Source organism: Bradyrhizobium lablabi (assembly GCF_018131005.1).
GTDB classification, from domain to species: domain Bacteria; phylum Pseudomonadota; class Alphaproteobacteria; order Rhizobiales; family Xanthobacteraceae; genus Bradyrhizobium; species Bradyrhizobium lablabi_D.
Genome location: NZ_JAFCJK010000007.1, coordinates 221,322 through 245,755 on the forward strand (window position 1 = coordinate 221,322; position 24,434 = coordinate 245,755).

Below are 24,434 nucleotides of genomic sequence, written 5' to 3' on the forward strand. Positions count from 1 at the left end.
CGTCAGATCCGGATGTCGTCGAACGACTCGATCCGGCGCGGCCCGATTGCGGTCGCCTCATGGGTGTCGGCGGCATCGAGATTGCCGAAATCGAGCTTCGTCAGTTTCGTCAGGTCCGCGATCGAGACCTGGAAGACCTTGACGTCGGCCTCCGACAGCCTCTCCAGCATATCCGCCTCGTGAATGCGGTCGATGTCCATGATCAGGTCGCGCTGGCTCATGAGGAATGCCGCGGCCTTCAGGCCGTCATCACCCTTGGTGATCAGAATCTTCCAAAAATATTTGGGAATCTGGACGCCGCCGAAGGTCGGATCCTTGTGCGGCCTTCCGGACGGGTTGGGTAGATCGGAGCCGTCGGCGTCGGGCCCATCGAACACCGGCCCGTTCATTACGATGCCCTTCTGCTCGTCCTTCAGCAGCACGTCGCGCGTATAGTCCTCGAGCCCGGCCCACAATTGCTTGCCCTGGTTGAAGGAGAAGAACTGCGGCGTGGCGTTGGTGAAGTGGAAGGAATCGTCGCCGTGCTCCTTGGCCTCCGCGACAGTGTCGCCCCAGGTGGCATCGAGGCGGCGAACCAGATGACCGCGGTCGAACGGATTGGCGCTACGGTCCGCCTCGAACGTCGATTGCTTCTTGTAGAACTCGTCGCCCACCTGGAGGCCCTCATCGAGGCGCGTGTCCTTGAACCAGCGGTCACCCTCGCGCTTGCCGACATCCTGCTGCTTGCCACCGTCGATATTGACGCAACTGAAGAACGCGAGCTTGCGTTCCTTGTTCATCACCACGCTGTAGTTGAAGTATTTCAACTCGGACTGTCCGGAACGGCCTGTCAGCGTCGCCACCTTCGATTTGAGCGCAGCCGGCAGCTTCGGCAGCGGGACCGACAGCTTGCCGGCGCCGATGAAGTTGGGCTTGTAGCCGGGACGCGAGCCCAATGTCGTCTGGTCGATGTGCACCGCCTCGATCACCATACCGGTCGCGGCGCCCACGCGCGGCCCCGCGGGCGTGACGGGAGGCACCGGAGCGGCGGCCGCCGGCGCAGCCGGGACAACGATGACCTGCCGCTTGATCACCGGAAGCGGGACACGAATGGGTACGACCAGCGAGGTGGCGTCGCCGGATTGTTCAAGCCACGCATTGTTGCCGTACAGCACCGGCTCGAGCGCAGCCGACGCCTTTTCTATCGCAACCACAGGCGCAGGGGGCGCGACTTGATCCAGCACTGGCCGGATCACCTGGTTCGAGCCAACCGCCACCTTGAGGTCTGCGACGATCGCGCTGACGCGCGCGCCCTCGTTGGCGATCCAGTCGATCAGCGACTCGTCCATCGAGGCGTCCCAGACCTTGCCATCCTTGGTCAGGATCCGGTTTTGCGAGTCCTTCTTCGGGACGCCGCTGTGATGCAGCGCGATCACCTGCCAGAACCGGTTGAAGGCCGGCGAGCCCGAGGAGCCGGCGGTGGTGTCGGTCAGGTACCACACGAAATCGCCGGCATATTTGAGCAGCTTGTTCTCGCGCACGCAGACCTGCTTGGTTTGGCCGCCTGGATGCTGAATGATGGTGAGATACTCGCCGGGATCGCCCTTGCCGGGCTCGCCGCTCAGCGGCAACCATCCCCACTCGACGAGGTCGCGCCCCCCCGATTGCGACGTCGGCGCGACCGCCACGATCGAGTAATCCAGCCGGTCATTGGTGTAGAAGAATTTCTCGGGCTGAAAGCCGAACCGGACGGGCGTGCGCTCTGCTCCGGCAATATCAAGCTCGTAGTCGAAATCGGCGATCGAGTTGGTGGCGTCGGCGGGATTGCCGAACACGTGATGATTGGTCATCAACAGGCCGGGGCCGATCATGAAGCCTGACGCATAGCCGATCAGGTTGGCGCGCGCATCCTTGAGCTGAATGCGGCAGATCGAGTGCGAGGCCTGCGTCCCTTTGGCCAGGTAGTTGATGCTGTCGAGGTCGTTGCCCTGGATGATCCGCTCGAGCCCGATCTGGACCAGCTGCGGATCGTCGGTCTGCTCCAGCAGTTGACGCTGGCGCAGTTGCTTCTTCTGAACCGACATCTTGATCGGGCCATCACCCAGCTTGCGATTGAGCTCCCGCGGCGAAAAATCCGCCTGCTTGAAGCGCTGCTCCGACTTGGCGATGAGGTTCGGTTTGATCAGCATCATTTCCTCCCGGTCAAAGACAAACCAATCCATGCTCCAGGAAACCCGGATCGGGCCGACCCGTGGGGAGCATGAAATTCGAAGGGCCGGCTGTCGCACAGTTGCGTAGGTGTTTCACAATCGAACCGTCCTGACTGTTATCAGGATCACAGCTTGAAAATAAAGGTTGTGGCATGTCGCCATGCAACGTGTCGACGAGGCGCTGTTTTTGTGAAAGCTGCGCGACGGTTCGATTGAAATATTGTGGCAGCCTTGGAAATCAGCGTGAGCGCGCGCGACGCCTCGGCGCGATAGCCTGCCGGTGCACCACGCCCTTCGCCCTAACGGAAGCTTCCAGCCTGCACGCGCTTCCGCCGGGCGGAATTCTGTTTTCATGGTTCGACAAGGCGCGCAGCGATCGATCCGGCGTCCTGGATTGTCGCGTATTCCAGATTTCTTTGGAGCGGTATGCGCGACTGCGGTAGGATGACGTACTGTCTACCCACAACCATAACGTCAATCTGGGAGGAACGGCGATGCGCAACGCATTCGTATTCTGCTGCTCTGTTGCCTTATTGGGGATGTCAGCAACGGCCAGCGCGCAGGACTGGACGAAATCGAAATGGGGACCGAACGACGAGATCGGGTCTGCCAACTACATGACGCCGGAGCTGGTCGTCAAAGCGGCATCGCTGGTCAAGACCGGCAAGACCTATCCGCTTGGCATTCCCGTCGACACCAAGACCCCGGCCTATCCGCCACGCACGTTCAAGATCACCATCGTGCAGCCGGGACAGGCCGGCAGCGCCGGCCTCGGCCCGAACAAGGCGACCTACAATGACGACATCCTCGACACCTGGGTTGGTATCGGCAGCCAGCTCGACGGTCTCGGGCATCTCGGCGTCGAGCACGTCTATTACAACGGCAACAAGCTTGCCGACTTCGCCGATCCAACCGGGCTAAAGAAGCTCGGCATCGAGAAGGTCCCGCCGATGGTGACCCGCGGCGTGCTGCTCGACATGGCGGCCTATTACAACACCGATGTGGTCAAGGAAGGCACGGCCTTCAACGTCAAGGAGATCGAGGAGGCCGCCAAGAAGCAAGGCGTCGAAATCCGCCAGGGCGATGTCGTGATCTTCCACACCGGCTGGCTCAGCCTGATCGGCAAGGACGACAAGCGCTACTCGGCCGGCGAACCCGGGCTCGGCGTCGAAGGGGCGAAATACCTGACCGGCAAGGGCGTCGTCGCGGTCGGCGCCGACACCTGGGGGCTCGAGGTGCTGCCGTTCGAGTCAAAGAACGTGTTCGAGGTACACCAGATCCTGCTCGCGATGAACGGGACCTATATCCTGGAGAACATGGACACCGCCGAACTCGCCAAGGACAAGGGTTATGAGTTCCTGTTCGTGCTCGGACAGCCGCGCTGGAGAGGCGGCGTGCAGAGCATGATCAATCCCGTCGCGATCCGATAACTGGATACTTGGTTGACGCTGCACCTCGCCCCGTTCGGGAGAGGTGCAGCAAGTGTTTTGCCTGCGCATAGCCCTCGTGTTATGCGCAACCCATGCCCGCTCCCGTCCTTCCCCTGATCGACGCTGCATCGCACTGGCCCGACCGGGGCGCCCTGATCGGCCTCGATCTCGGCACCAAGACCATCGGCGTCGCGGTCTCCGATCCCGATCGGCGGCTCGCGACCGGCGTCGAGACGATCCAGCGCAAGGCCTTCAAGGCGGACGCGGCGAAGTTGCTCGCGATCGCGACCACGCGGAACGCGGTCGGTTTCGTGCTCGGCCTGCCGATCAACATGGACGGCAGCGAGGGTCCGCGCGCGCAATCGACCCGCGCCTTCGCGCGCAACTTCTCAGGCCTCACCCCGCTTGCGATCGCGCTGTGGGACGAGCGGCTGTCGACGGCCGCCGTCGAGCGCGAATTGATCGGCATGGATGTCAGCCGTAGCAGGCGCGCCGAGGTGATCGACGAGCACGCAGCAATCTTCATCCTGCAGGGGGCGCTCGACCGCCTCACGAAGCTGCGTGAGGACCGCTGACCATGGCGGTGGTGGTGGCGGCGCTAATGCCGGTGTTCCTGTTGATCGTGCTGGGCTTCGTTCTGAAGCGCACGCTGATGCAGCTCGATACGCATTGGCATGGGCTGGAACAGCTCACCTACTACGTGCTGTTCCCGGTCCTGCTGGTGCAGACGCTGGTGAAGGCCGACCTGACGAACGTGCCTATCGCGGGCGTCGGCGGCGCGCTGCTGCTCGCGTCGCTCGTGATGTCGCTGCTCTGTCTCGCGCTACGTGCGCCGCTCGCCCGCGCCGGCATCGATGGCCCGGCTTTCACCTCGATCTTCCAGGGCGCGACCCGCTGGCAGACCTATGTCGCGCTGTCGGTGTCAAGTAATCTGTTTGGCAGCGTCGGGCTTGCGCTCGCTTCCGTCGCGATGGTGGCAATCATTCCGCTGGTGAACGTCTTTAGTGTTGCCGTGCTGGCGCGCTACGCCACGTCCGAGAAGCGATCGACGCGGGCGATCATCATGACGGTCGTGAGGAACCCGCTGATCTGGGCCTGCGTGATCGGGCTCGCCATCAACCTGACGCACATCCCACTGCCGCAGATCTGGCATCAGGTCGCCGATGCGCTGGGCGGCTCGTCGCTGGCGATCGGCCTGCTCGTGACCGGCGCCGGCTTGCAACTGAAAGGCATATTCCGCCCGAGCCTCGCCGCCACCGTCGCACTGGTCCTGAAGCTGGTCCTGATGCCTGCGCTTGTGGTCGCGCTTGCCTTGTGGTTCGGCCTCACCGGCTCCAGCCTCGCCATCGTCACGGCATGCGCGGCGGTGCCGACGTCGCCGTCAGCCTATGTGCTGGCGCGTCAGATGGGGGGCGACGCCCCGCTGCTCGCCCAGATCATCACGCTGCAGACGGTCCTGGCCGCGATCACGATGCCGATCGCAATCGCTGCGGTGGCGTGAGCGGCCCGGCCACCCGCCGTCATTGCGATCCATCTCACGGCAAGTGGCGCAGTGGACTGCTTCGCCCAGGCTCGCAACAGCGCGCGCGGTCACTCACTGTCCCGCCAGCCACCAGGTCTGGATCGTTGCCGCCAGATTGTTCAGCCCGTGCAGCACAATGGTCAGCCAGGTCGAGCCGGTGCGAAACCGCAAGTAGCCGAACAGGAGGCCGATCGACAGCACCTCGCAGAGGAAGAACCAGTCGTATTGCAGGTGCATCACCGCCCATATGATCGAGGACAGCAGGATCGCGCCGTAAGGACCAAGAAACGATTCCGACCATCCGCGAAACAGCCAGCCGCGCGCGAACAGTTCTTCCCAGATCGGCGCGGCGCCGGCGAAGGCCACTACCAGCAGCCACAGCGCGCCTTCCGCCTGTGCCGATTTCAGTACATCGCCCATGAAGCCGGGGGAGACCTCGCGGCCGGCGGCGCGGGACACCACGTCCCAGCCCCCGATCAGGACGGCGAGTGCGATGACGCCGACGATCACGTTTTTCCACGACGTCCAGTGCAGCCCGAGATAATCGGAAAACCGCATCCGGGTCGGGAGGATCGCGATCCACAGCGCCAGCAGCACCATGGGCAGACCTGCGACGACCGAGAGCGAAATGGTCAGGCCGCTCGCGGCCACATGGGTGATGCTCTCGATGGACACCGCCTCGCCATGCCACATCACAAAGAAGATGATGACCCCGACCTGACCGAGGAATGTCGCGCCGAAGATGGCCACGCCCCAAAGCGCCGTGCCCCAGAACTTCCAGACTCGGGGTGGGCGCGGCGCGGGATCGATGGCCGCGGGCGGCAGTTCTGGATTGAGTGCGTCCATCAGCAGACCTTCATGGCAGCGCTCGCGCGAGCAGCGCGCGACTGTCGTCGTTGGATAGTTCGACCGCGCCGTACATGCCGGCATGGTTTCCGGCAAGTCGCGTGGCCGCGAACAATTCGGCGCCTCTCGGCGAGACCTGATTGAGCGCCGCAGCCGCGGCGAGCATGGCAAGCTTCTCGACCGCAAGCCGCGCCACCCGCTCGCTGTCGCCACGGCGGAACGATGCCCCGATTGATGCGACGGCCTCGGCCGCGCCGTTCAGGCCCTGCGTTTCCTCCGCAAGCTGACGCAGCACCGCGAGCGCCGCGTCGGCCTCGCGGCCGAGCGCGCGCAACACGTCGAGGCACATCACATTGCCGGAACCTTCCCAGATCGCATTGACCGGCGACTCGCGGTAGTGGCGGGCCAGAATGCCCTCCTCGACATAGCCATTGCCGCCGAGGCACTCCATCGCTTCGTAGAGGAAGCCGGGCGCGCTCTTGCAGACCCAGTATTTGATCGCAGGCGTCAGCAGCCGCATGTAGGCGGACTCGCCGGCATCGACGCCTGCGCGGTCGAAGGCGCGGCAGAGCCGCATCACCAGCGCCACCGAGGCCTCGACATGCAGCGCCATGTCCGCGAGCACAGCCTGCATCAGCGGCTGGTCGGCGAGATGCTTCTGGAACACGCTACGATGGCGCGCATGATGCAGTGCATGCGCAAGCCCCGAGCGCATCAGCCCGGCGGAGGCGATCGCACAGTCCTGTCGCGTGAGCTGCACCATCTGGATGATGGTGCGGATGCCCTTGCCCTCCTCGCCGACCCGTTCGGCGTAGGCGCCGTGAAATTCCACCTCCGACGAGGCGTTGGAGCGGTTGCCGAGCTTGTCCTTCAGCCGCTGGAAGTGGATGGCGTTGACCGAGCCGTCGGGCGCAAAGCGCGGCATGAAGAAGCAGGTCAGGCCTTGTTCGGCCTGCGCCAGCACGAGGAATGCGTCACACATCGGCGCCGACATGAACCATTTGTGGCCGACCACCCGGTAGGCGCCGCCGTCACGATCCGCCCGCGTCATGTTCGCGCGCACATCGGTGCCGCCCTGCTTCTCGGTCATGCCCATGCCGAGCGTCATGCCGCGCTTCTCCCACCACGGCGCAAAGCTCGGGTCATAGGCGCGCGTGCCGATCACCGGCATCGTCTTGGCGAGCAGATCCGGCTGTGAGGCGAGCGCCGCGACCGAAGCCCGCGTCATCGTGATCGGGCAGAGATGGCCGGTCTCGACCTGCGCGGCGATGTAGAACCTGGCCGCCCGCACCACTTCGGCCGCGCCGCCGGCCGGCTTGCCGTCCGCGCTCCAGGTCGAATTGTGCACGCCGGCATGCGCAGAGTGCGCCATCAGCTCGTGATAGGCCGGATGAAATTCGACCTCGTCCCGGCGACGACCCTTGGAATCGAACAGCCGCAGCTTCGGCGTGTTCTCGTTGGCGAGGCGGCCGCGCTCCGCCATGACGGCGGAACCCCAATGTGTGCCGAACTCCGACAGTTCGGTGGCTGCCGCCGCCCCGCCATTGGCCGCGACCGCCGCGACCAGCGGGACATCCGATGCGAACAGGTCGACGTTCTCGAACGGCGGCGACTGGTTCAGCACGTCATGTGTGGCAAAGGAAGCCTGCGTCATGGCCTTGTCTCACGGATCGGGGATCAATTGCGGCGCGCAGATATCAGGAAATCATAGGCTTGTCCGCCCGCTCCCGGCAGCGAAAAGTGCCACCATTCCTTCGAATAGTTCACAAATCCCTGCCGCGACATTGCCGCCATCAGGGTGGTCGGATCGATGTCCCGCAGGAACACGAAGCCGGCCGGCAGGCCCTGCGCATGGGCAGACGTAACGGACACCACGACGGTGAATGGGATGACGACAGCTTTCACAGGTTGTTCGCTCCATCGTCACGGCCCGGCTACGCTCCAGCCGTGACGGCGGGAAAGCCGGCTGCATCTTACCTGGGGGATAACCCGGATGGCCCCTATTCGCGCTTGCCCCTCGGCTCTTCCGCGCCTATAGCTCTCGCTTTAATGACCCCATCGTTAAAATCCACTTTCGTCCTCGGCCACCGGCATCTGCTGGGTATTGAGGGCCTTTCCGCCGACGACATCACCGGCCTGCTCGACCTCTCCGAGGAGTATGTCGAGCTCAACCGCCAGGTCGACAAGAAGCGCGCCTCGCTGCGCGGCCGCACCCAGGTCAACCTGTTCTTCGAGGCTTCGACGCGGACCCAGTCCTCGTTCGAGATCGCCGGAAAACGGCTGGGCGCCGACGTCATGAACATGTCGGTGTCATCGATGTCGACCCGCAAGGGCGAGACACTGATGGACACCGCGGTGACGTTGAACGCGATGCACCCCGACATCCTCGTGGTGCGGCACCACGCCTCCGGCGCAGTCGAGCTGCTCGCGCGCAAGGTTGACGGTTCCGTCATCAATGCCGGCGACGGCGCCCACGAGCATCCGACCCAGGCGCTGCTGGACGCGCTGACCATCCGCCGCAACAAGGGCCGGCTCGAAGGGCTCGTGATCGCAATCTGCGGTGACGTGCTGCATTCGCGCGTGGCGCGCTCCAACATTCTCCTGCTCAACACCATGGGCGCCCGCGTCCGCGTCGTGGCGCCCTCCACGCTTCTGCCGCGCGGCATCGAGCGGATGGGCGTCGAGGTCGCGCGCGACATGCGCGAAGGGCTGAACGGCGCCGACATCGTGATGATGCTGCGGCTGCAGCGCGAGCGAATGAACGGCTCCTTCGTGCCATCGTCAGGCGAGTATTTCCATTATTTTGGCCTCGACCAGAAAAAGCTCGCTTACGCAAAGCCCGATGCGCTGGTGATGCATCCCGGCCCGATGAACCGCGGCGTCGAGATCGACACCTTCGTCGCCGACGGCGCGCAGTCGCTGATCCGCGAACAGGTGGAAATGGGAGTGGCGGTGCGCATGGCGGTGCTGGAGGCACTTGCCCGCAACCTGCCCAACGCGTGACGCCATGCTGACCGACCGCAGACCGATCCTGCTCGCCAACGCCCGCGTCATCGACCCGTCGCGCGATTTCGACGGCCCCGGCGACGTGCTGATCGCCGATGGCATGATACGCGACGCCAGGCGCGGAATCGGCGCCGCCGGCGTCCCCGAAGGTACCGACATCGTCAATTGCGCCGGCAGGATCGTCGCCCCTGGCCTGATCGACATGCGCGCTTTCGTGGGCGAGCCCGGCGCGAGCCACCGCGAGACCTTTGCTTCCGCAAGTCAGGCCGCTGCCGCCGGCGGCATCACCACCATCATCTGCCAGCCCGATACCTCGCCGGTCATCGACAATTCGGCCACCGTGGACTTCGTGCTGCGCCGCGCGCGCGACACCGCGATCGTCAACATCCATCCGATGGCGGCCCTGACAAAGGGCCTGCAGGGCCGGGAGATGACCGAGATCGGCCTGTTGAAGGCGGCCGGCGCGGTTGCCTTCACCGATGGCGACAGGAGCGTCACCAACGCGCAGGTGATGCGCCGTGCCCTCACCTACGCCCGCGATTTCGACGCGCTGATCGTGCACCACACCGAGGACCCGCATTTGGTCGGCGAAGGCGTGATGAACGAGGGCGAGTTTGCCACGCGGCTTGGGCTTGCCGGCATTCCCACCGCCGCCGAGTCGATCATGCTCGAGCGCGACATGCGGCTCGCGGCGCTGACCGGCGGCCGCTACCACGCAGCCTCCCTGACCTCGACGGAGTCGCTGGAAATTCTCAAGCGCGCGCGCGATGACGGCATCGACGTATCGGCCTCGGTCTCAATCAACCATGTGACGTTGAATGAGAACGACATCGGCCCCTACCGCACCTTCCTGAAGCTGTCGCCGCCGCTGCGCACCGAGAGCGACCGCCAGGCGCTGGTGGCCGCGCTCGCCTCCGGGCTGATCGACGTCGTGATGAGCGACCACAATCCGCAGGACGTCGAGGTCAAGCGGCTGCCGTTCGCGGAAGCGGCGAGCGGCGCGGTCGGCCTACAGACCATGCTGCCGGCGGCGTTGCGGCTGATCCACAATGGTGAACTGGAGTTCAGGACGCTGATCCGCGCGATGTCGACCCGGCCGGCGGAACTTTTGGGGTTACCCGGCGGAACGCTGCGCGCCGGCGCCCCGGCCGACGTCATCGTGATCGACGCCGATACGCCGTGGGTGCTTGATCGCGACGATCTCAAATCGCTGTGCAAGAACACGCCGTTCGACGACGCCCGCTTCTCTGGCCGTGTGGTGCGGACTATTGTCGGCGGACGGACGGTTTACGAACATGTCTAATCCGCGGCAATCTTGCGGGGACCGCAGCAATGTCGGATGACGTCTTCCTCGTTGTCGCGTTCCTGATCGGCTACCTGCTCGGCTCGATCCCGTTTGGCCTTGTGCTGACCAGGTTTGCCGGCACGCAGGATCTGCGCTCGATCGGATCAGGCAACATCGGGGCCACCAATGTGCTGCGCACCGGGCGCAAGGGCCTCGCGGCGGCGACGCTGATCGGCGACATGCTCAAGGGCACCGTCGCGGTCGTGATCGCGGGGTACCTTGACGGCCCGAACGCGGCGATGCTGGCCGCGCTCGGCGCCTTCCTCGGCCACCTGTTCCCGATCTGGCTGAAATTCAGGGGCGGCAAGGGCGTGGCGACCTATATCGGCGTGCTGCTTGGCCTGTTCTGGCCGGCAGCGCTGATCTTTGCCGTGATCTGGCTCGCCACCGCCTACACCACCCGCTACTCGTCACTGGCGGCGCTGGTCGCGGCCTTTGTGACGCCGCTGTTCCTGTGGTGGTTCGGCCACGCCGCGCTTGCCTCGCTGTTTGCGGTGCTGACGCTCATGCTGTTCTACATGCACCGCGAGAACATCAAGCGCCTGCAGGACGGCACCGAGGGCAAAATCGGCGAGAAGAGGTAGCGTCTGACGCTACGGCCGCTTCAACGCGTCCTCGATAAAGCCTGCTGCCGTCAGCGCCTGCGCATCGCCGCCGAACCGCGCGATGACGGTCACGCCAACGGGCAATCCGCCCTCGGCGATGTGCGCCGGCACGTTGACGCAGGGAACGCCCATCAACGTCCAGAGCCGGTTGTAGCGGGGATCGCCGGTTGACGATAAGCCCTTTGGCGCAGCGCCGGCTGCCGAGAGCGTCAGCAGCACGTCGACCTCGTCGAAGACTGCGCCAAGAGCCTGCCGCGCGCGCGCCGCAACATCGATCGCCGCGTCATAGTCGAAGGGCGTGAAGCCCTTGCTCTCGTCGAGGCGGCCGCGCAGCAGCGGTGGCATCGCGTCGTAGTTCTGCCGGTACTCCCAGGCGAACGACTGGTGCGCCTCGAACTCCTGCACGATGGGATGGATCCGCCACGCCTCCGCGACGATCTCCGGCATCGCGAGCTCGCGCACCGACGAGCCCGCCTGCTTAGCGGCGCGCGCCGCCGTCTGCAGCGCCGCCGCCCCCGAGGCATCCGGCGCGCCGGCAAAGCCTTGCGTCACCACGCCGATGCGTGGCGCCGCGACGCCCGCCGGCACCGCAAGCTCCGGCCGATTGGTTATCGCCGCGAGCCCGCGCGCGACGTCGCGTACCTTGGCGCCGAACAACCCGACGGTGTCCAGTGTCCAGGAAAAGCATTTCACGCCGACGGTCGGCAACAGCCGATAGCTTGGCTTGATCGCGGCGACACCGCAGAACGAGGCCGGCCGGATCACCGAGCCGCCGGTCTGCGTCCCCAGCGCCAGCGGGATCATCCCCGCCGCGACCGCAGCAGCCGAGCCCGAGGACGACCCGCCGGGGGTATGGGCGTGGTTGCGCGGATTGAGCGTCGCGGTCGGATCGTTCGCCGCGAACGCCGTCGTCGTGGTCTTTCCGATGATGGTCGCGCCCGCCTGCCTCAGCGCCATCACGACCGGCGCATCGCCACGCGGGCGATGTCCGCGATAGATCTGTGAACCCATCTCGGTCGGGAAATCGGCGGTGTCGATGATGTCCTTGACGCCAACCGCGACGCCCCGCAGCGGACCGGCGCCTTGCGCGCGGGCGTTCTCGTCATGGCAGACGAAGGCGCCGATGGTCTTGTCATGCGCCCGGATCGCCTCGAGCGACTGGCCGACGGCAGCCTCAGTGGTGAGCGTCCCCCGATCAACAGACTCCTGCAACTCAACGAGCGAGATCATCGGCTGAATACCTCCGGTTTCCATCGCGGTTTGTACGAAGCCTGGCGTGATCGGGCAAGCCGGCGCCGGAACGAGTTGGTCGCAGCCTCCGTTGAGGCGCCGCCAGCTCTCGTCGGCATGAGTTCATCGGCCAAGAATGTCGTGCACCTGGATGCGCTCACCTCCGAGCCATATCCGTCCCGCTTTCCGTGGCGGAGCCCTCCACCAATATTTCTTAGCAATTCAATCTCAGGCCCGTCGGTCGCGGTGCATGGATACAGGTCAATCCGTGGCCAAACGACTGCGGCCGGTTAGGGTATGTATTCATAAAGGCCTGGATGTCAGCTCCCGACAACCTCAAGCGGAAAATCCTACAATCACGTCATCTCAAGCCGATCAATTCGGCCGTTACCGACGAGGCTCGTGGCAGGCGCGGCCGCTGCAGATGTCCGCTATGGACCAAAGCGCGTCTTGATCTAAATCAAGCACCGATTCAACCTTTCGTCGAAAGGTCCTATAAGTTCGCACAAGGACTGTGTCTTGAGCGGACCGGGACTTCACTAACCCTAGCGAACCCTGAACAAAGGACAGATGCCATGACAAAGTGGGTCACTGTTGAAGCAATCGGGATCGAGAACCGCATGACGGGCGACGATCCGGGCGACGATCTCGAGATTTACGGGCATCTTGGAGCATGGGTGATTTTCATCAATCCGGCGGGCCACGAACAGCATAGAATTCAGCATTTACTAATGGACCGCATGAATCCATCGATGCGACAAAGCATCACGGAACACGCAACGCTTCACATCGGGAAGACGACACCCCCTATGGACGTCAGACCCAATGAGTTTCTCTGGATCGGCGGACACCTGAAGGAGCAAGATGACACCAGTGCAAACGATAGCTTGGGCGACAACCATCTTAAGTTCAGGTATGATATTCTTGAGGGCCATGTAAACGAAGAAAAAAGAGTGATGTTCACTGAAAGTGGTCAAGTCGTCGAGGCTATTTTTCGTATCAGATTTGTGCCGCCGCCTGCGTAATGGCTAACGTTCTGCCGTCCGCATCTTTGAATATTCGAAAGACCATCCCAACCGGCAGCACGCCTTCGGGTTAAGCGACGGCGAAACGGTGAAGGGCGCGGATGCGCTGGCCCAAGTCGAACTTCTGGTGAGGTCCGCTATCGCGCCGCAGCGGACTTCAAAGCGGATCAAGACAAATGGAGCTCATTGTCATGCGCAGAGTTGCTTTTGCGATTGCAGGAGTCGTTGGAATGAGCCTGCCGGCGTTTGCGCAGAAAGCAGAGATTGAGGCGGCGAACGCAAAGTGGATCGAATGTTTCAACAAGGGCGATTTCGCTGGCCTTGGATCGCTCTACACCGCTGATGCGACCGCATTTCCGCCCGGCTCCGCGATGGTGCGTGGCGATGCCGCCATTGGGGCAATGTTCAAAAGATTTGCCGAAGAAGTCGGTGATCCGAAGCTGATGACGCTTGACGTCAAGCCGCTTGGTCCCTCCGCGGCACGGGAGATCGGGACCTTTAGCATGAAGACCAAAGGCCCGAACCCAAAGGATGTGACCGGCAAATATCTTGTGGTTTGGGAGAAAGTCGGAAATGACTGGAAGCTGGCGGCCGACATCTGGAACGACGGTCAGTGAGCGTCGGCTCCGGCGAACCGCTGGAGCCGCAGGCCCTCATGCTCAAGCGTCTTGGCGTTTTCACACAGCCAAGACCCAAAGCGGACTTATCTCAATCTCTCGGCGCGTCTATTGACCCATCGAGCGGTCTGCGCATTCACTGACAGACCAGTACGGGGGTTTTCGCGTGCGTCAGCACCTTGTTTGTCACACTGCCGATGAGAAGCATGGAAAGCCCGCTGCGTCCATGCGATGACATAACAATGAGATCGCAGCCTTTGTCCTCGGCTGCCGCGATGATGGCTTGATGGGGTTGCCCGTGCTCCACTTGAATCGTCTCGCAGGAAACACCAGCCTCCTTGGCCGCTTTTGCCGCGCTATCCAACGTGGTCGCGGCCTGTTCCTTGCGCAGCTCAGCATATGTTGCGAGTGCTTCAAGGAGCCGGCCTGTCACTTCTGAAAGCGGTTCCACAACGAAGATTACAGATACCTTGGCTCCCACGAATTTCGCCAGCGCCAACCCCTGCGCCAACCCATGCTCCGCTAGCTTCGACCCATCTGTCGGAATGAGAATATGCCGGTACATGCTTCACCTCCTGTCTGGACGTATCGCTGTCTTCCGAATGTAAGCTGAACCCCGCGTTTCGGATACTTCTTGAGCTATATCAATCTATCGGCCCATCGCGACCCAGATGGCCCGCAAGTGACTTTCACACTGAGCGGGGGTCATGGACCTCCAGCTCGACGGCTTTAGCATCCAAAACGTGATTGAGGGCTGGTTCTGCACGCGCACCTTATCGCCCGGAGCGCCGAGGGCCACCTAGCCCTCGATCCGCAAGACGTCGAGATCGAGCTTCAGCCCTGCTGTGGAGCGTGCAGTATCCGTTACCTTCGAGCCGGGTAAACCCAACCCTCAGGACGATTGAAGTCGGCTTATGGCCCAACTCGCGCAATGTCCACATCTAGCCGCGATTGGGCTCCAAGCGGCGATCATCAAGGTCGCATACCTATAAAACCCGGCGACGTCATGTGAGGTGACTACGTCCGCTTTGCTCCTATAGCGACCAAGTTTGCGCAGCGGGGCAATATGTCGCGAAAGGCCAGAACCGGACTTGTCTCAAACCTCGCGTCGCTTCGCGATTCTGGCAAACGCTGCGGCCGGGGACAAGCCACGATCATGGCTGGCAGCCAAGATCGCGGGAGCGTTCTCTTTTGGCCGCCGCTGGTGTTTGGTCGCGACCGGCGGGAGGACGGGCGATGCGGGGATCCCTCGGGGAGAAGATCAACCAGGGCGGCACGGCGGACATTCACGCCTGGGCGCCAGGTCAGGTCGTAAAACTGTTCAAGGACGGTTTCCCGCCGCGGCTCGGCCAGCAAGAGGCGCGGATGACCCAGGCGGTCTTCGCCGCCGGCGTGCCAGCGCCGGAGGTGTTCGGCGAGGTGACGCTCGACGGACGCTTCGGCATCGTGCTCGGCCGCCTCGACGGACCGACACTGCTGCACGTCACGCGCAGCGGCGCCGTGACGTTCGCTCAGGCGGGTGCGATCCTTGCGTCCCTCGGCTTGTCCGTTCACAGGATGTCGCCGCCGCCGGAGGCCTTCCATCTGCGCGGCTGGATGGACACCGCCTTCAGGCTCTCGGGCGACATCGTGCCCAAGCACATCGCCTCCGGCATCCTCGCGCTGATCGACCGCCTGCAGCAGCCGGGGGACGGGCTGTGCCATGGCGACATCCATCCTGAAAACGTGATCATGACGGCTGAGGGTCCGCGGCTGATCGACTGGACCTTTTCGATCCGCGCGCCTGCGGCCTTCGATCATGGACACTTTCACATCAACCTGACTGAGCTCGCCCTCGACGTCACCGACAATCCGCAGCGGCCGCTTGCGGTCTATGCGGCCGCGCAATCCGAATACGCGCGGCAGTCCGGCAAGCCGGTAGCAGCGCTGAGGCAAGCGATGGAGACCTGGCTGCCGGTCGCGATCGTCCGCTACTTCCTGCTCATGGGCGGGCCGACAAGCGAGCGATGGCGGCGGATGATGCAGCGCGCCGAAGCGGCCCTGCGCCCGAAGGACTGAATCCTTGACCACGCGCGTGGCCGTCGATGCGGCTGCTCAGTGTCGGCTTCCGGGTCATTCGCAGGCATTCGCGACAGCCACAAGCACGTCCGCTAGAGTTGATCCGCTACGCGGCTGTACGCGGGGTGCGCCCGGTTCTTCACCTTGATCTGCGATGTCCGCTTGAATTCAAGCAGCGGCGTGGTGCAGACATTGCACGACGTCCGGGTAGGGCCAGAGGCGACAACCGCGGAGGCGCGGCGCTTCGTCGAAGACCGTCCCTGCTTCAATCGATGACCTCGTTCGCCGACACCAAAAGTGCATGCGGCACGATCAGCCCCAGCGCCCTCGCGGTCTGAAGGTTGACGACGAGATTTATGTTGTCTGATTGCTCGACGGGAATATCGGCCGGACTCGCTCCCTTAAAAATCTTGTCGACGGGTATCGCGGCATACCGCCAAGTTTTCTTGCTGTCCGGACCATACGACAAAAAACCACCAGCCCGAGCGAAGTCGGTAAAACCGGAAATCGCAGGAATTTGTTGCTCTGTCGTCATCCGTGCGAATTCCGCAAGATGGACAAAAAATTTCGGCGACGGGAACAGGATGAGCGCCTCGACCCGTGCGGCGAACATGGTACGCCCGATCATGTGATGACGACAAGGGCGAAGCGTCAATTAGGCACCCTGCGAGCATCTACGTTGCCTAGCGCCATCGCGCTGCACGGGGAGGCGCGCATCTGGCGCTTGGTCCGCTCGGGGCCGCATTCTCCGACAGGTCGGGCTGACAGAACACTGATCTTCAAACCGCAAACGAGTCACCGGCCTAATACCGCCAACGTCCGCAACGGGCCAAACGGTGGCATCAGTCAGGATGATGGCTATGTCCGCTTTAGCCCTCGATGGCGGAGATCACGGACGTCAAATCGAATGTCCGGGAGCGGCCATTTCCGGACTCATGCGTTGCAGCGAAGATGCGGCCGATTCGATCACTTCGCCGGCGACCATCCCGGGGCCTCGTCCCGGGGTCTTTGCTTCAGGAAGATGTCCTGCGCCGCTTCAGTCTCTCAATCCATTCCGTGCCATGAAGCCGTCGAAGCTGAGTTCGGCGAACTGGTACCATTCGGTAGCGTTCGGCGCTACGCTCGGATTAGAATGTCCTATTCCCGGATGACGCAGTCGATTATGAAAGGCACGAGGTAGACTCCCATGGCCCTTCAATCAAAACTGTTTCGCGGCGATGCTAAACTCGAGGCGGCCCTCGTTTCGGATTCCGCTCACATCGTCCAAGGTGCGATCGGTTCGCACGTCAGCAAGATTCAGCAGGCGTTGAATGAACTAGATGGGGCTGGCCTCAACCCGGACGAAAATTATGGTCCGGCCACCGCGAGCGCGGTACTCGCCTACAAGCAGAAGCGGAACATTATCAACCGCAGCTATCAGACACGCGCCGACAACATTGTCGGCAAGATGACGATGGCCGCGCTCGACGCGGAAATGCGCGAGAAAGAGCGCAAAACTGAGCCGGGGCCGGACACGGACGCGATTACAGCCACCCTGAAAAAAGATCATCCCGCATCCTTTGCGGTCACTCAGCGTGTCGCGGCCCCGACATTTACGATACCTAAAGCCGTCCGTCCCCCAGTCATATTCAGCCCAAACAAGCAGTTTCGATTCAATGAGTTTAAGCCCGAGGCCGACTTTCACGACTTGCTATTCGAAGTGAAGAAAGGCGGACGAGTCTTTTGGATCGGCGCCGCAGTCCCCAAGAGGATTACCGACTTCAGTCGCGCCCAAATGTACTTCACCCCCTCCACCGTCAAGCCCGGACCCAACGGGGTACCCATCGTCCTTGCCGACGACAAGGACTATCAGGCATTCACGGGGGGGTGGGCGACTCGGATGCGGAATTTCATCCCGATGATGGGAGTTCAGGCAGCCGCCGCCGAGAAGCCAGTGACGTTGCTCATCACGTTCATGAAAGCGACGGCGTTCAGCGCTCTCAACGATGATAATGTGTTCAAGGACAGACCGGTGCAGACCCTGAATGTAGTGATGAACGCGATCAAGCGACACGTCGGTGCCGCCCCCTTCTCATCCGTGATCGATAAACTGGGCGTCAGTTCCTTCAGCTCGGGGGTCACACCGATGAAGCTCTGCATAGGGGCACTTGCGCCGTCAGGTCTCGTCAAAGAGGTATTCAATTTTGACGGGCCATTTCTTGCCGCCCATCGCAAGGAGCTGACTCATGTTCCGAAAGGCGTTGTGTCCAGGATCTTCACCCAGCATCAGCTTTCTCCACCACCGCCCGGATGGGTCAATCTTCTCCCGGATCACTTCCGGTTCGTCACGGAGACTTTCGGCCAATTGCAGCCAGAAAACATTATGCACCAGCGCATTGGAAAGATGATGTACCATCAAGCGCTCGCGAATAGCATCGTCTAGCTGTGCACTACCGGGCGGCCCGTGAGGTCCACCCGCGGTTCAATGCGAGCGCGGCATCCGATTCACCGGCCTTCCATTCGAGACGCCGCGCTTGTCCTCGCGCCATGAGGGCTCCGGCGCGCACCGGAGGAGATGCGCACCGGCGATGTGGTGGTGAATTCCGAACTCGTCACGGCGCGGTCGGGAAAAGTATTCCTTAGCCATGTGAGCGCACGCGCCATCGAGGCTGTATGCCTCCTGATGGTTGATTCCCTTGATCTCGAAACGCTCATGCAGAATATCCCATGATGCCGCTCCGTCGGCATGCACAACCGTTTCCTTCGCGATGCGAGCGCGAATGAATGAAGCAGCTTGCTTTCCGAATTGAAACTGTTGGGACCGAGCTTGCCACTGCGCTCCCGGACTATGACAACAACCTTACGCTTGCCGCTTTGGTTCCTGATCAATCGACGATCACGGCGATGTGTTTTGACATTGGCGGGCCCGATTTACCGGGCGGAAACGGCCGATCATCGAGCCTCCTTGCCCTTGTCAGCGATCTCGAGAGCGGCGCTGGCGCGGGTAGTCTACCTTTCCTCCGCCTTGGGCATGACCGGCGAGAATGAGCATCCCTTCGCTAGCAACTCCGCGTTCGACCCGGTTGATCACAGTCTCCGGTTGAGCGAAGCTGCAACCGCAATGCACGACCATACGGCCAGCGCGCCAAAACTCTCCGACACCGAGCGGCTCAACCGTCTCAGGCTGATCCGCTCCGACAATGTCGGGCCACGCACATTCGCTTCCCTGCTCCGCCATTTCGGCAACGCGGCAACCGCGCTCGAACGGCTGCCCGATCTTATCCGCCGCGGCGGCGCGTCGGGATCGAGGCGCATCTGCAGCGAACCGGACGCAGCGGCGGAGCTTGCCGCATGCGCCCGGATCGGCATCCGTCTCGTCGCGCCTGACGAGGCGCACTACCCGCCCCGCCTTGCCAGCATCGACGACGCCCCGCCGCTGCTCGCCGTCCGTGGCTTGCTCGATGCGCTCGCGCGGCCAATGATCGCGATCGTCGGCTCGCGCAATGCCTCCGGCGCCGGGCTGAAGTTCGCGAGCCAGCTCGCGCGCGATCTCGGCGAGGCCGGCTTTGTCGTGATCTCCGGTCTTGCCCGCGGCATCGATCAGGCCGCGCATCGCGCCACGCTTGCGAGCGGCACGATTGCCGTGCTCGCCGGCGGTCACGACAAGATCTATCCGCCCGAGCATGTGGACCTGCTCGCCGCGCTGCTCGATCAGGGCGCGGCGATCTCGGAAATGCCGCTCGGCCACGTGCCGCGGGCGCGCGATTTCCCTCGCCGCAACCGGCTGATCTCCGGTGCCTCGCTCGCCGTGGTCGTGGTGGAGGCCGCGCATCGTTCGGGATCGCTGATCACGGCGCGGATGGCAGCCGAACAGGGCCGCGAGGTGTTCGCGGTGCCGGGCTCGCCGATCGATCCACGCGCCGCCGGCGCCAACGACCTGATCAAGCAAGGCGCGACGCTGGTCACCGACGCGGCCGACATCATCGATGCGGTTCAGCCGATCATGGAGCGGCCGGTCAGGTTCGGCGTGCGCGAGGACGACGAGCCGCTGGACTTTGCTACCGACGCCGGCGACCGCGCCCGCATCGTCAATTTGCTCGGCCCGAGCCCGATCAGTATGGACGATCTGATCAGGATGGCTGATGTGTCGGCTTCAGTGGTGCGCGCGGTGCTGCTCGAGCTGGAGCTCGCCGGCAGGCTCGAGCGTCACGGCGGCGGTCTGATGTCGCTGGTCTGATCAGTCGGCGTTGCGCACGTCAAAATCCCTCCGCGCGCCCTCGATCTCCGGCAGATGCTCAAACGCCCATTGGCCGAGCGCCCTCACCGGCTCGGCCAGTCCGCGGCCGAGATCTGTCAGTTCGTAGTCGACCCGCGGCGGGATGGTTGGGAATACCGTGCGTGTCACGAGGCCGTCGCGCTCCAGTCCGCGCAAGGTGAGCGTCAGCATCCGCTGCGAGATGCCGGCGATCGTGCGCTTCAATTCGTTGAAGCGCCGCGGCCCGTCGATCAGCATCATGATCACGAACACACTCCATTTGTCGCCGACCCGCGCCAGCACGGAGGCGACGGCGCGGCAATCGCTGTGATCGGTCCCGGGTTGGGGCGGCAGGGCAGGCACACGAATGTTCGCTGGTCTCATGGTTGTGATCGGGTTTCACGGTTGTGATCGGGTTTCAAGAATGTGCGTTCTTGCGAACCATTAGGACGGTGACTCATATAGCGCCAGTTACAAACCTATACCAAAGGTGACATCTCCCATGAAACTCCTGCATCTTGATTCCTCGGTCCTCGGCGCTAACTCCGTTAGCCGCCAGGTTTCGGCCGCTGTCGTCGACCGGCTGCGCCAGACCGATCCCGGTCTGACCGTCAGTTACCGTGATCTGACGCAGACCCCGCTCGCTCACCTATCCGGCTCCCACATCGCCGCGGGACAGGGCGCCACTCCGGAGCCGTCGCTGCGTGACGACATTGCCACAGGACAGGCCGTTCTTGAGGAGTTTCTGGCTGCCAACATCGTCGTGCTCGGCGCGCCCATGTATAATTTCACGATCCCTTCCCAGCTCAAGGCCTGGATCGACCGCATCGTGGTCGCGGGCAAGACCTTCAAGTACGGCGCGCAGGGCGCCGAGGGATTGGCCGGCGACAAGCGCGTCATCGTCACGATCTCGCGCGGCGGCTTTTACGGCGCGGACACGCCGATGGCGGCAGCCGAGCATCTCGAGACCTATCTGCGCTCTGTGTTTGGCTTCATCGGCGTAAAGAACCTGGAGTTCATCGCCGCCGATGGATTGCTGATCGGTCCAGACCATCGCCAAAAGGCGGTCACTGGAGCTTTGCAGGCAGCCAGCAGCCTGAACGCTGCCTGACGATTAACGACGCCTGCCGTCGCCCGCGCCGGCAGGCCAATTCCCATCAAGGGATTTTAGTACCAGACGCCCTGAACGCCGAGGATGACGGCGACGAGGGAGATCAGAAGACCGATCCCCGAGAACAACGCGATCGAAACGAGTTGCGAGCTATCCGATTTCTCGGACGCGGACGAAACGGGGACTGATGTCGGGATGCGGGCTGCTTTCGGCATGGCTGCACTCCAAATGAACCAGTGAAAAATTCGCGGCGCATGGAGGTGTCTTTGCAACCGCGACGAAGGTTCAATGCATGTCGCGCGTTTCCGAAAAGCGTCATCAAAGCGATCAGATAATCAGCGCGCGTCACGCCGACTGGAAACAATTCGAAACAAATGCTTCCGCGTCGGCATCATGGGCGCCAAGCAAGGACGCTCATGACCATTGCCCACGCGCCCGCTCGTCGTAAGCGAACGAAGCGATTGTAAAGGGAGCAATCACTCTCGCGTTTAGCGCTTCGCCTCGCCAGGAAAGATCAGTGACCGATCCTCAATCTCCTGGTTTGGGAGCTTATTTGCGTTAGCGGTGGTGTGGAGCTCGTGCAACGACGGCATAGCGGCCGTTCCGTCAGACAGCTTGGATGTCGGCGTATGCGACCAGAGTACGGTGGTTGCGGCGAGCAGGACGACAACTGCAATTGCAAAAATCATCGGATGCTTCACGAGAAACCTCCTGTTCGATTTCGATAGGCCAGCTTTGCAGTACTCTTGATTAGGTCGAACCACGACGCGCGAACGTGAACCACCTCACATCTCACTCAGTCGTGTTTTCCGCAAAATTCTGGACTATCGTCTTCCGAGCGCACGGCCTGCCGCAAGCAGGTGTGAAGCCCCGCGCCACGACGGATACGGGCAAGTATGTTGGGCGCGCTCTCGCGCCTTTTCCGTCGTGTTCTGATGCGAAGCAATTCGACTGCCTTCGGTACCGGCGCAGCCTTGGCACCTTCGGCGGCCTTATAGAGTTAGGTGGTGCAGAATTTCGTCTGCGACGCCCAGAAGCGGGCTGCCGATGAACACAGCGAAGGCGAAACGCGGAGGTTGATCAGATAATCTATTGGTTGACTGGCTACGGTCAGAAGGAGTTGGACGCAGCTGGAAAAACAAGCCGACTTTGAGACGTTCTTTGCAATGGCTCCTAAGATCAATCCTTCGCGGGCCCCGATCACGGGCGTGATTTGTGGTGTCCGAGTGGAGGATATCAAGGAGCGAACTATGCTGGAATTCGCTGCCTGGATAAACTAATCGACGAGTCAGCTCGTGGAAAAGCAATGGACCAAATTCTGCGAAGGTAATGATCTTGAGCGACCGAGCCTCCGTCAACTCGGCTCGGCGTAGCCGCCAATGTCAGCTTGTAGCCCCGAGCCGCCTTTCGGCGATATCCGCTGTTCCGCCGCTCTCAGGGGATAAGCCGACATCCGGCGAACGGTCAAAGACGACGCGAGTGACCTCGTCTGTTTTTACACGGCCAAGACCCTGGCCGATCTCCTACCTCTCGGGGAATAGCAGGGACAATTCGGCTCGCAATTGCCAATTGGGCGTGCCGGTTGGACGAACGACGTTGTAATAGCCGGATATGTATGCGCTCACCGGCTGGTCGCCGAGCCTGAAGATTCGACCAATGCCGCCACCGATCGGTACCGTCCACTGCTGCCCTGGAGCGGCGAGCCAGTTCGACGTGATTACCGGCGAACTTGTCAGGAACCAGCCGTGCGCCATGTTGTAGTTGACAAACGGCTGCGCGAGAAATTCGTTCACGTTCTGGCGCAACGGATTGCCGCCAACCGACCACTGATTGTTGACCAACACGCCGATCACCCAATGTCCCGGCGTTGTCAGGAAGACGGCCGTGGGACCGACCAGCACCCTTCCCTGTCCAAGAATAGGATCGGTCGCAGACGGGACCGTGAAGACGGGACCGAGGCCCCAGATCAGAGCGCCTGGATGGGTGGGGGTGAAAAAGAACTGCTGAGTGATGTCGCCAATTCCATTCGTGTTGCTGTTAAAGAGCGGGCTAGGCTGACTGATCACGGGCATGATGGTGCGCGAGATTAGGTTCCAGTCCGCATTGAGGCGCAGCGGCACGACCGGCTGAATGTTGAGTACTTCCTGGGTCCGGTTGAACGGCCCGGTGTTGAAATTCGTGTTGCTTTGGAACGGAACGCTGACGAGATCGGCGATAGGGTTCTGCGATTTTTTGGCCAGATCTTCGTCTTCGGAGGGGTCGGCTGAATGGCCGGTTCTTGTGGGCGCGGCCGTATCGGCAAGGCCGCTCTCGAACTTGTAGTTCGCACCGAGCTTGACCATTTGAAGATCGCGGTTCAGCTGGATTGGTGGGGCCGTGGCGGAAGTCCAGTTTCCGAGGAAAATCTGATCGTATTCGAGTTTCAGGGTCCAGTGCGGTTTGAAGCCGTACTCGACGCCCACTCCAGCCAGCCAGCCAGAACTGGTGTTGGACCCCTGCCAGGTGACGCCGGGAAAGTTCAACGACGCATTGCTCTGCACCCAGCCACCGCCAAACTTGCCGTAGACAAGCCAATTATCCTCTACGAGGCCGACCCGGCCTGCAATCGTTCCAATCCAGTTCTGGCTCACGGAGCCGAGCGTAGGAGTAGGAAGCGCGGGATGACCAAATGTCGCCCCATCGAACTCACCCTCCACGCCAAATAGAAGATGGCCCGCCTGGAAATTGTAGCCGGCTTGAACACCACCGATGAATTCGGTGAGGCCGCCATAGAAATTATTGCCTGGAATGTTCAGGCTGCCGTTGGTCCACGCGCCACCGAGATTTGCGCCGAGATAAAATCCGGACCAGTTGTACGGCGGCAAAGGGGGCGGCGGAGCTTTCACCGGCATATCTGCAGCACGCGCCGTAACACTCGCGCAGATTGCACATAGGGCAGCGCTTGCAAGGAACGACTTCATGACGCCCCAGGTAGGGTAACGATGATGCCAAATCTTCCAAATGCCGGGATATTCAACCATGAGGCGTGGCTTTTGGGTGTAACTTGGTAGGCACACCTGCAAGGAATCCGATGGATGCCTGACCCGAATTCTTGCTGCGCCGCCGGCCGCTGATGCCTGAACCTGGACGATCAGCGACGCATGCCTTCCGCTGACGGGGGCAGACCGATCGCCGCCATGAAGATAAGCCGACATCGGGCGAACGGACAAAGACGAC

The 24,434-nt window shown here is 62.4% G+C and carries 24 protein-coding genes and 2 pseudogenes; 14 read left to right on the plus strand and 12 right to left on the minus strand.

Annotated elements, in window-relative coordinates; translation table 11 throughout:
* Positions 1-2 precede the first annotated feature (2 nt).
* Entirely contained in the window at positions 3-2,168 is a 2,166-nt protein-coding gene (locus JQ553_RS22545) for a DNA/RNA non-specific endonuclease (protein WP_212502206.1), read from the minus strand.
* Positions 2,169-2,683: 515 nt separating this feature from the next.
* On the opposite strand from JQ553_RS22545, the gene JQ553_RS22550 reads away from it, so the two are divergent.
* The 3 genes from JQ553_RS22550 to JQ553_RS22560 all read left to right on the plus strand — a co-directional run bounded on the left by JQ553_RS22550 (position 2,684) and on the right by JQ553_RS22560 (position 5,120).
* Positions 2,684-3,619, plus strand: coding sequence for a cyclase family protein (locus JQ553_RS22550; protein WP_212502207.1), 936 nt, complete (start codon positions 2,684-2,686; stop codon positions 3,617-3,619).
* Between the two features lie 92 nt (positions 3,620-3,711).
* Entirely contained in the window at positions 3,712-4,194 is a 483-nt protein-coding gene (ruvX, locus tag JQ553_RS22555) for a Holliday junction resolvase RuvX (protein WP_212502208.1), read from the plus strand.
* A 2-nt stretch (positions 4,195-4,196) separates the two neighbouring features.
* On the plus strand, positions 4,197-5,120 hold the full coding sequence (locus JQ553_RS22560; RefSeq protein WP_212502209.1) for an AEC family transporter: 924 nt from the start codon (positions 4,197-4,199) through the stop codon (positions 5,118-5,120).
* A 93-nt stretch (positions 5,121-5,213) separates the two neighbouring features.
* Here JQ553_RS22560 and JQ553_RS22565 read toward each other — a convergent pair whose 3' ends face one another.
* From JQ553_RS22565 to JQ553_RS22575, 3 genes and pseudogenes are all read right to left on the minus strand, one after another.
* Complete coding sequence (locus tag JQ553_RS22565) at positions 5,214-5,987, minus strand: CPBP family intramembrane glutamic endopeptidase (protein ID WP_212502210.1); 774 nt, start codon at positions 5,985-5,987, stop codon at positions 5,214-5,216.
* A 10-nt stretch (positions 5,988-5,997) separates the two neighbouring features.
* On the minus strand, positions 5,998-7,641 hold the full coding sequence (locus JQ553_RS22570; protein WP_212502211.1) for an acyl-CoA dehydrogenase family protein: 1,644 nt from the start codon (positions 7,639-7,641) through the stop codon (positions 5,998-6,000).
* Positions 7,642-7,664: 23 nt separating this feature from the next.
* Positions 7,665-7,784, minus strand: a pseudogene (locus JQ553_RS22575) (M15 family metallopeptidase); the annotation flags it as partial.
* Positions 7,785-8,036: 252 nt separating this feature from the next.
* Here JQ553_RS22575 and JQ553_RS22580 point away from each other — a divergent pair.
* Genes JQ553_RS22580 through plsY form a run of 3 tightly spaced genes read left to right on the plus strand, consistent with a single transcriptional unit; the run spans position 8,037 to position 10,922 of the window.
* Complete coding sequence (locus JQ553_RS22580) at positions 8,037-8,990, plus strand: aspartate carbamoyltransferase catalytic subunit (protein ID WP_212502212.1); 954 nt, start codon at positions 8,037-8,039, stop codon at positions 8,988-8,990.
* 4 nt (positions 8,991-8,994) lie between these two features.
* Complete coding sequence (locus JQ553_RS22585; RefSeq protein WP_212502213.1) at positions 8,995-10,296, plus strand: dihydroorotase; 1,302 nt, start codon at positions 8,995-8,997, stop codon at positions 10,294-10,296.
* A gap of 29 nt (positions 10,297-10,325) precedes the next feature.
* Positions 10,326-10,922, plus strand: coding sequence for a glycerol-3-phosphate 1-O-acyltransferase PlsY (gene plsY / locus JQ553_RS22590; RefSeq protein WP_212502214.1), 597 nt, complete (start codon positions 10,326-10,328; stop codon positions 10,920-10,922).
* Positions 10,923-10,931: 9 nt separating this feature from the next.
* On the opposite strand, the gene JQ553_RS22595 is transcribed toward plsY, so the two are convergent.
* Positions 10,932-12,173 (minus strand): amidase, encoded by a 1,242-nt coding sequence (locus JQ553_RS22595; RefSeq protein ID WP_212502215.1) that lies wholly within the window; start codon positions 12,171-12,173, stop codon positions 10,932-10,934.
* A 575-nt stretch (positions 12,174-12,748) separates the two neighbouring features.
* On the opposite strand from JQ553_RS22595, the gene JQ553_RS22600 reads away from it, so the two are divergent.
* Positions 12,749-13,198 (plus strand): hypothetical protein, encoded by a 450-nt coding sequence (locus JQ553_RS22600; protein WP_212502216.1) that lies wholly within the window; start codon positions 12,749-12,751, stop codon positions 13,196-13,198.
* Positions 13,199-13,428: 230 nt separating this feature from the next.
* Complete coding sequence (locus JQ553_RS22605; protein WP_249144515.1) at positions 13,429-13,815, plus strand: DUF4440 domain-containing protein; 387 nt, start codon at positions 13,429-13,431, stop codon at positions 13,813-13,815.
* A 136-nt stretch (positions 13,816-13,951) separates the two neighbouring features.
* Here the strand turns inward: JQ553_RS22605 and JQ553_RS22610 are convergent, their stop codons facing one another.
* Positions 13,952-14,380, minus strand: coding sequence for a universal stress protein (locus tag JQ553_RS22610; protein ID WP_212502218.1), 429 nt, complete (start codon positions 14,378-14,380; stop codon positions 13,952-13,954).
* Between the two features lie 671 nt (positions 14,381-15,051).
* On the opposite strand from JQ553_RS22610, the gene JQ553_RS22615 reads away from it, so the two are divergent.
* On the plus strand, positions 15,052-15,873 hold the full coding sequence (locus JQ553_RS22615) for a phosphotransferase (RefSeq protein WP_212502219.1): 822 nt from the start codon (positions 15,052-15,054) through the stop codon (positions 15,871-15,873).
* 265 nt (positions 15,874-16,138) lie between these two features.
* Here JQ553_RS22615 and JQ553_RS22620 read toward each other — a convergent pair whose 3' ends face one another.
* A complete protein-coding gene (locus tag JQ553_RS22620; RefSeq protein ID WP_212502220.1) occupies positions 16,139-16,501 on the minus strand; it encodes an ABC transporter substrate binding protein in 363 nt (120 codons plus the stop codon).
* 558 nt (positions 16,502-17,059) lie between these two features.
* On the opposite strand from JQ553_RS22620, the gene JQ553_RS22625 reads away from it, so the two are divergent.
* Positions 17,060-18,295: a peptidoglycan-binding protein gene (locus JQ553_RS22625; protein ID WP_212502221.1), complete on the plus strand. Its 1,236-nt coding sequence runs from the start codon at positions 17,060-17,062 to the stop codon at positions 18,293-18,295.
* Positions 18,296-18,334: 39 nt separating this feature from the next.
* On the opposite strand, the gene JQ553_RS35335 is transcribed toward JQ553_RS22625, so the two are convergent.
* Positions 18,335-18,604, minus strand: a complete 270-nt coding sequence (locus JQ553_RS35335; RefSeq protein ID WP_409363086.1) for a transposase — start codon at positions 18,602-18,604, stop codon at positions 18,335-18,337.
* A 32-nt stretch (positions 18,605-18,636) separates the two neighbouring features.
* Between JQ553_RS35335 and JQ553_RS22635 the strand changes: the two genes are divergently transcribed.
* Positions 18,637-18,900 carry a hypothetical protein gene (locus tag JQ553_RS22635; protein ID WP_212502222.1) on the plus strand — a complete coding sequence of 88 codons (264 nt, stop codon included), beginning with the start codon at positions 18,637-18,639 and terminating at the stop codon, positions 18,898-18,900.
* Between the two features lie 73 nt (positions 18,901-18,973).
* Positions 18,974-20,089: a DNA-processing protein DprA gene (gene dprA, locus JQ553_RS22640; RefSeq protein WP_212502223.1), complete on the plus strand. Its 1,116-nt coding sequence runs from the start codon at positions 18,974-18,976 to the stop codon at positions 20,087-20,089.
* On the opposite strand, the gene JQ553_RS22645 is transcribed toward dprA, so the two are convergent.
* Complete coding sequence (locus tag JQ553_RS22645; RefSeq protein ID WP_212502224.1) at positions 20,090-20,491, minus strand: helix-turn-helix domain-containing protein; 402 nt, start codon at positions 20,489-20,491, stop codon at positions 20,090-20,092.
* Positions 20,492-20,609: 118 nt separating this feature from the next.
* Between JQ553_RS22645 and JQ553_RS22650 the strand changes: the two genes are divergently transcribed.
* Positions 20,610-21,218: an FMN-dependent NADH-azoreductase gene (locus JQ553_RS22650; RefSeq protein ID WP_212502225.1), complete on the plus strand. Its 609-nt coding sequence runs from the start codon at positions 20,610-20,612 to the stop codon at positions 21,216-21,218.
* 56 nt (positions 21,219-21,274) lie between these two features.
* On the opposite strand, the gene JQ553_RS22655 is transcribed toward JQ553_RS22650, so the two are convergent.
* Positions 21,275-21,433, minus strand: coding sequence for a hypothetical protein (locus JQ553_RS22655; protein ID WP_212502226.1), 159 nt, complete (start codon positions 21,431-21,433; stop codon positions 21,275-21,277).
* 273 nt (positions 21,434-21,706) lie between these two features.
* Positions 21,707-21,919 carry a hypothetical protein gene (locus tag JQ553_RS22660; protein ID WP_212502227.1) on the minus strand — a complete coding sequence of 71 codons (213 nt, stop codon included), beginning with the start codon at positions 21,917-21,919 and terminating at the stop codon, positions 21,707-21,709.
* Positions 21,920-22,278: 359 nt separating this feature from the next.
* Between JQ553_RS22660 and JQ553_RS22665 the strand changes: the two are divergent.
* Positions 22,279-22,548: pseudogene (locus tag JQ553_RS22665) on the plus strand (DUF2200 family protein); the annotation flags it as partial.
* A 193-nt stretch (positions 22,549-22,741) separates the two neighbouring features.
* Here the strand turns inward: JQ553_RS22665 and JQ553_RS22670 are convergent.
* Positions 22,742-24,238: an outer membrane protein gene (locus JQ553_RS22670; RefSeq protein ID WP_249144516.1), complete on the minus strand. Its 1,497-nt coding sequence runs from the start codon at positions 24,236-24,238 to the stop codon at positions 22,742-22,744.
* Positions 24,239-24,434 lie beyond the last annotated feature (196 nt).

Bases quoted from the DNA above. Each gene is read 5' to 3' on its own strand.
- JQ553_RS22545 (WP_212502206.1), bottom strand. From the start codon at position 2,168: ATGCTGATCAAACCGAACCTCATCGCCAAGTCGGAGCAGCGCTTCAAG.
- JQ553_RS22550 (WP_212502207.1), top strand. From the start codon at position 2,684: ATGCGCAACGCATTCGTATTCTGCTGCTCTGTTGCCTTATTGGGGATG.
- ruvX (WP_212502208.1), top strand. From the start codon at position 3,712: ATGCCCGCTCCCGTCCTTCCCCTGATCGACGCTGCATCGCACTGGCCC.
- JQ553_RS22560 (WP_212502209.1), top strand. From the start codon at position 4,197: ATGGCGGTGGTGGTGGCGGCGCTAATGCCGGTGTTCCTGTTGATCGTG.
- JQ553_RS22565 (WP_212502210.1), bottom strand. From the start codon at position 5,987: ATGGACGCACTCAATCCAGAACTGCCGCCCGCGGCCATCGATCCCGCG.
- JQ553_RS22570 (WP_212502211.1), bottom strand. From the start codon at position 7,641: ATGACGCAGGCTTCCTTTGCCACACATGACGTGCTGAACCAGTCGCCG.
- JQ553_RS22580 (WP_212502212.1), top strand. From the start codon at position 8,037: ATGACCCCATCGTTAAAATCCACTTTCGTCCTCGGCCACCGGCATCTG.
- JQ553_RS22585 (WP_212502213.1), top strand. From the start codon at position 8,995: ATGCTGACCGACCGCAGACCGATCCTGCTCGCCAACGCCCGCGTCATC.
- plsY (WP_212502214.1), top strand. From the start codon at position 10,326: ATGTCGGATGACGTCTTCCTCGTTGTCGCGTTCCTGATCGGCTACCTG.
- JQ553_RS22595 (WP_212502215.1), bottom strand. From the start codon at position 12,173: ATGATCTCGCTCGTTGAGTTGCAGGAGTCTGTTGATCGGGGGACGCTC.
- JQ553_RS22600 (WP_212502216.1), top strand. From the start codon at position 12,749: ATGACAAAGTGGGTCACTGTTGAAGCAATCGGGATCGAGAACCGCATG.
- JQ553_RS22605 (WP_249144515.1), top strand. From the start codon at position 13,429: ATGAGCCTGCCGGCGTTTGCGCAGAAAGCAGAGATTGAGGCGGCGAAC.
- JQ553_RS22610 (WP_212502218.1), bottom strand. From the start codon at position 14,380: ATGTACCGGCATATTCTCATTCCGACAGATGGGTCGAAGCTAGCGGAG.
- JQ553_RS22615 (WP_212502219.1), top strand. From the start codon at position 15,052: ATGCGGGGATCCCTCGGGGAGAAGATCAACCAGGGCGGCACGGCGGAC.
- JQ553_RS22620 (WP_212502220.1), bottom strand. From the start codon at position 16,501: ATGATCGGGCGTACCATGTTCGCCGCACGGGTCGAGGCGCTCATCCTG.
- JQ553_RS22625 (WP_212502221.1), top strand. From the start codon at position 17,060: ATGGCCCTTCAATCAAAACTGTTTCGCGGCGATGCTAAACTCGAGGCG.
- JQ553_RS22635 (WP_212502222.1), top strand. From the start codon at position 18,637: ATGAAGCAGCTTGCTTTCCGAATTGAAACTGTTGGGACCGAGCTTGCC.
- dprA (WP_212502223.1), top strand. From the start codon at position 18,974: ATGCACGACCATACGGCCAGCGCGCCAAAACTCTCCGACACCGAGCGG.
- JQ553_RS22645 (WP_212502224.1), bottom strand. From the start codon at position 20,491: ATGAGACCAGCGAACATTCGTGTGCCTGCCCTGCCGCCCCAACCCGGG.
- JQ553_RS22650 (WP_212502225.1), top strand. From the start codon at position 20,610: ATGAAACTCCTGCATCTTGATTCCTCGGTCCTCGGCGCTAACTCCGTT.
- JQ553_RS22655 (WP_212502226.1), bottom strand. From the start codon at position 21,433: ATGCCGAAAGCAGCCCGCATCCCGACATCAGTCCCCGTTTCGTCCGCG.
- JQ553_RS22670 (WP_249144516.1), bottom strand. From the start codon at position 24,238: ATGGTTGAATATCCCGGCATTTGGAAGATTTGGCATCATCGTTACCCT.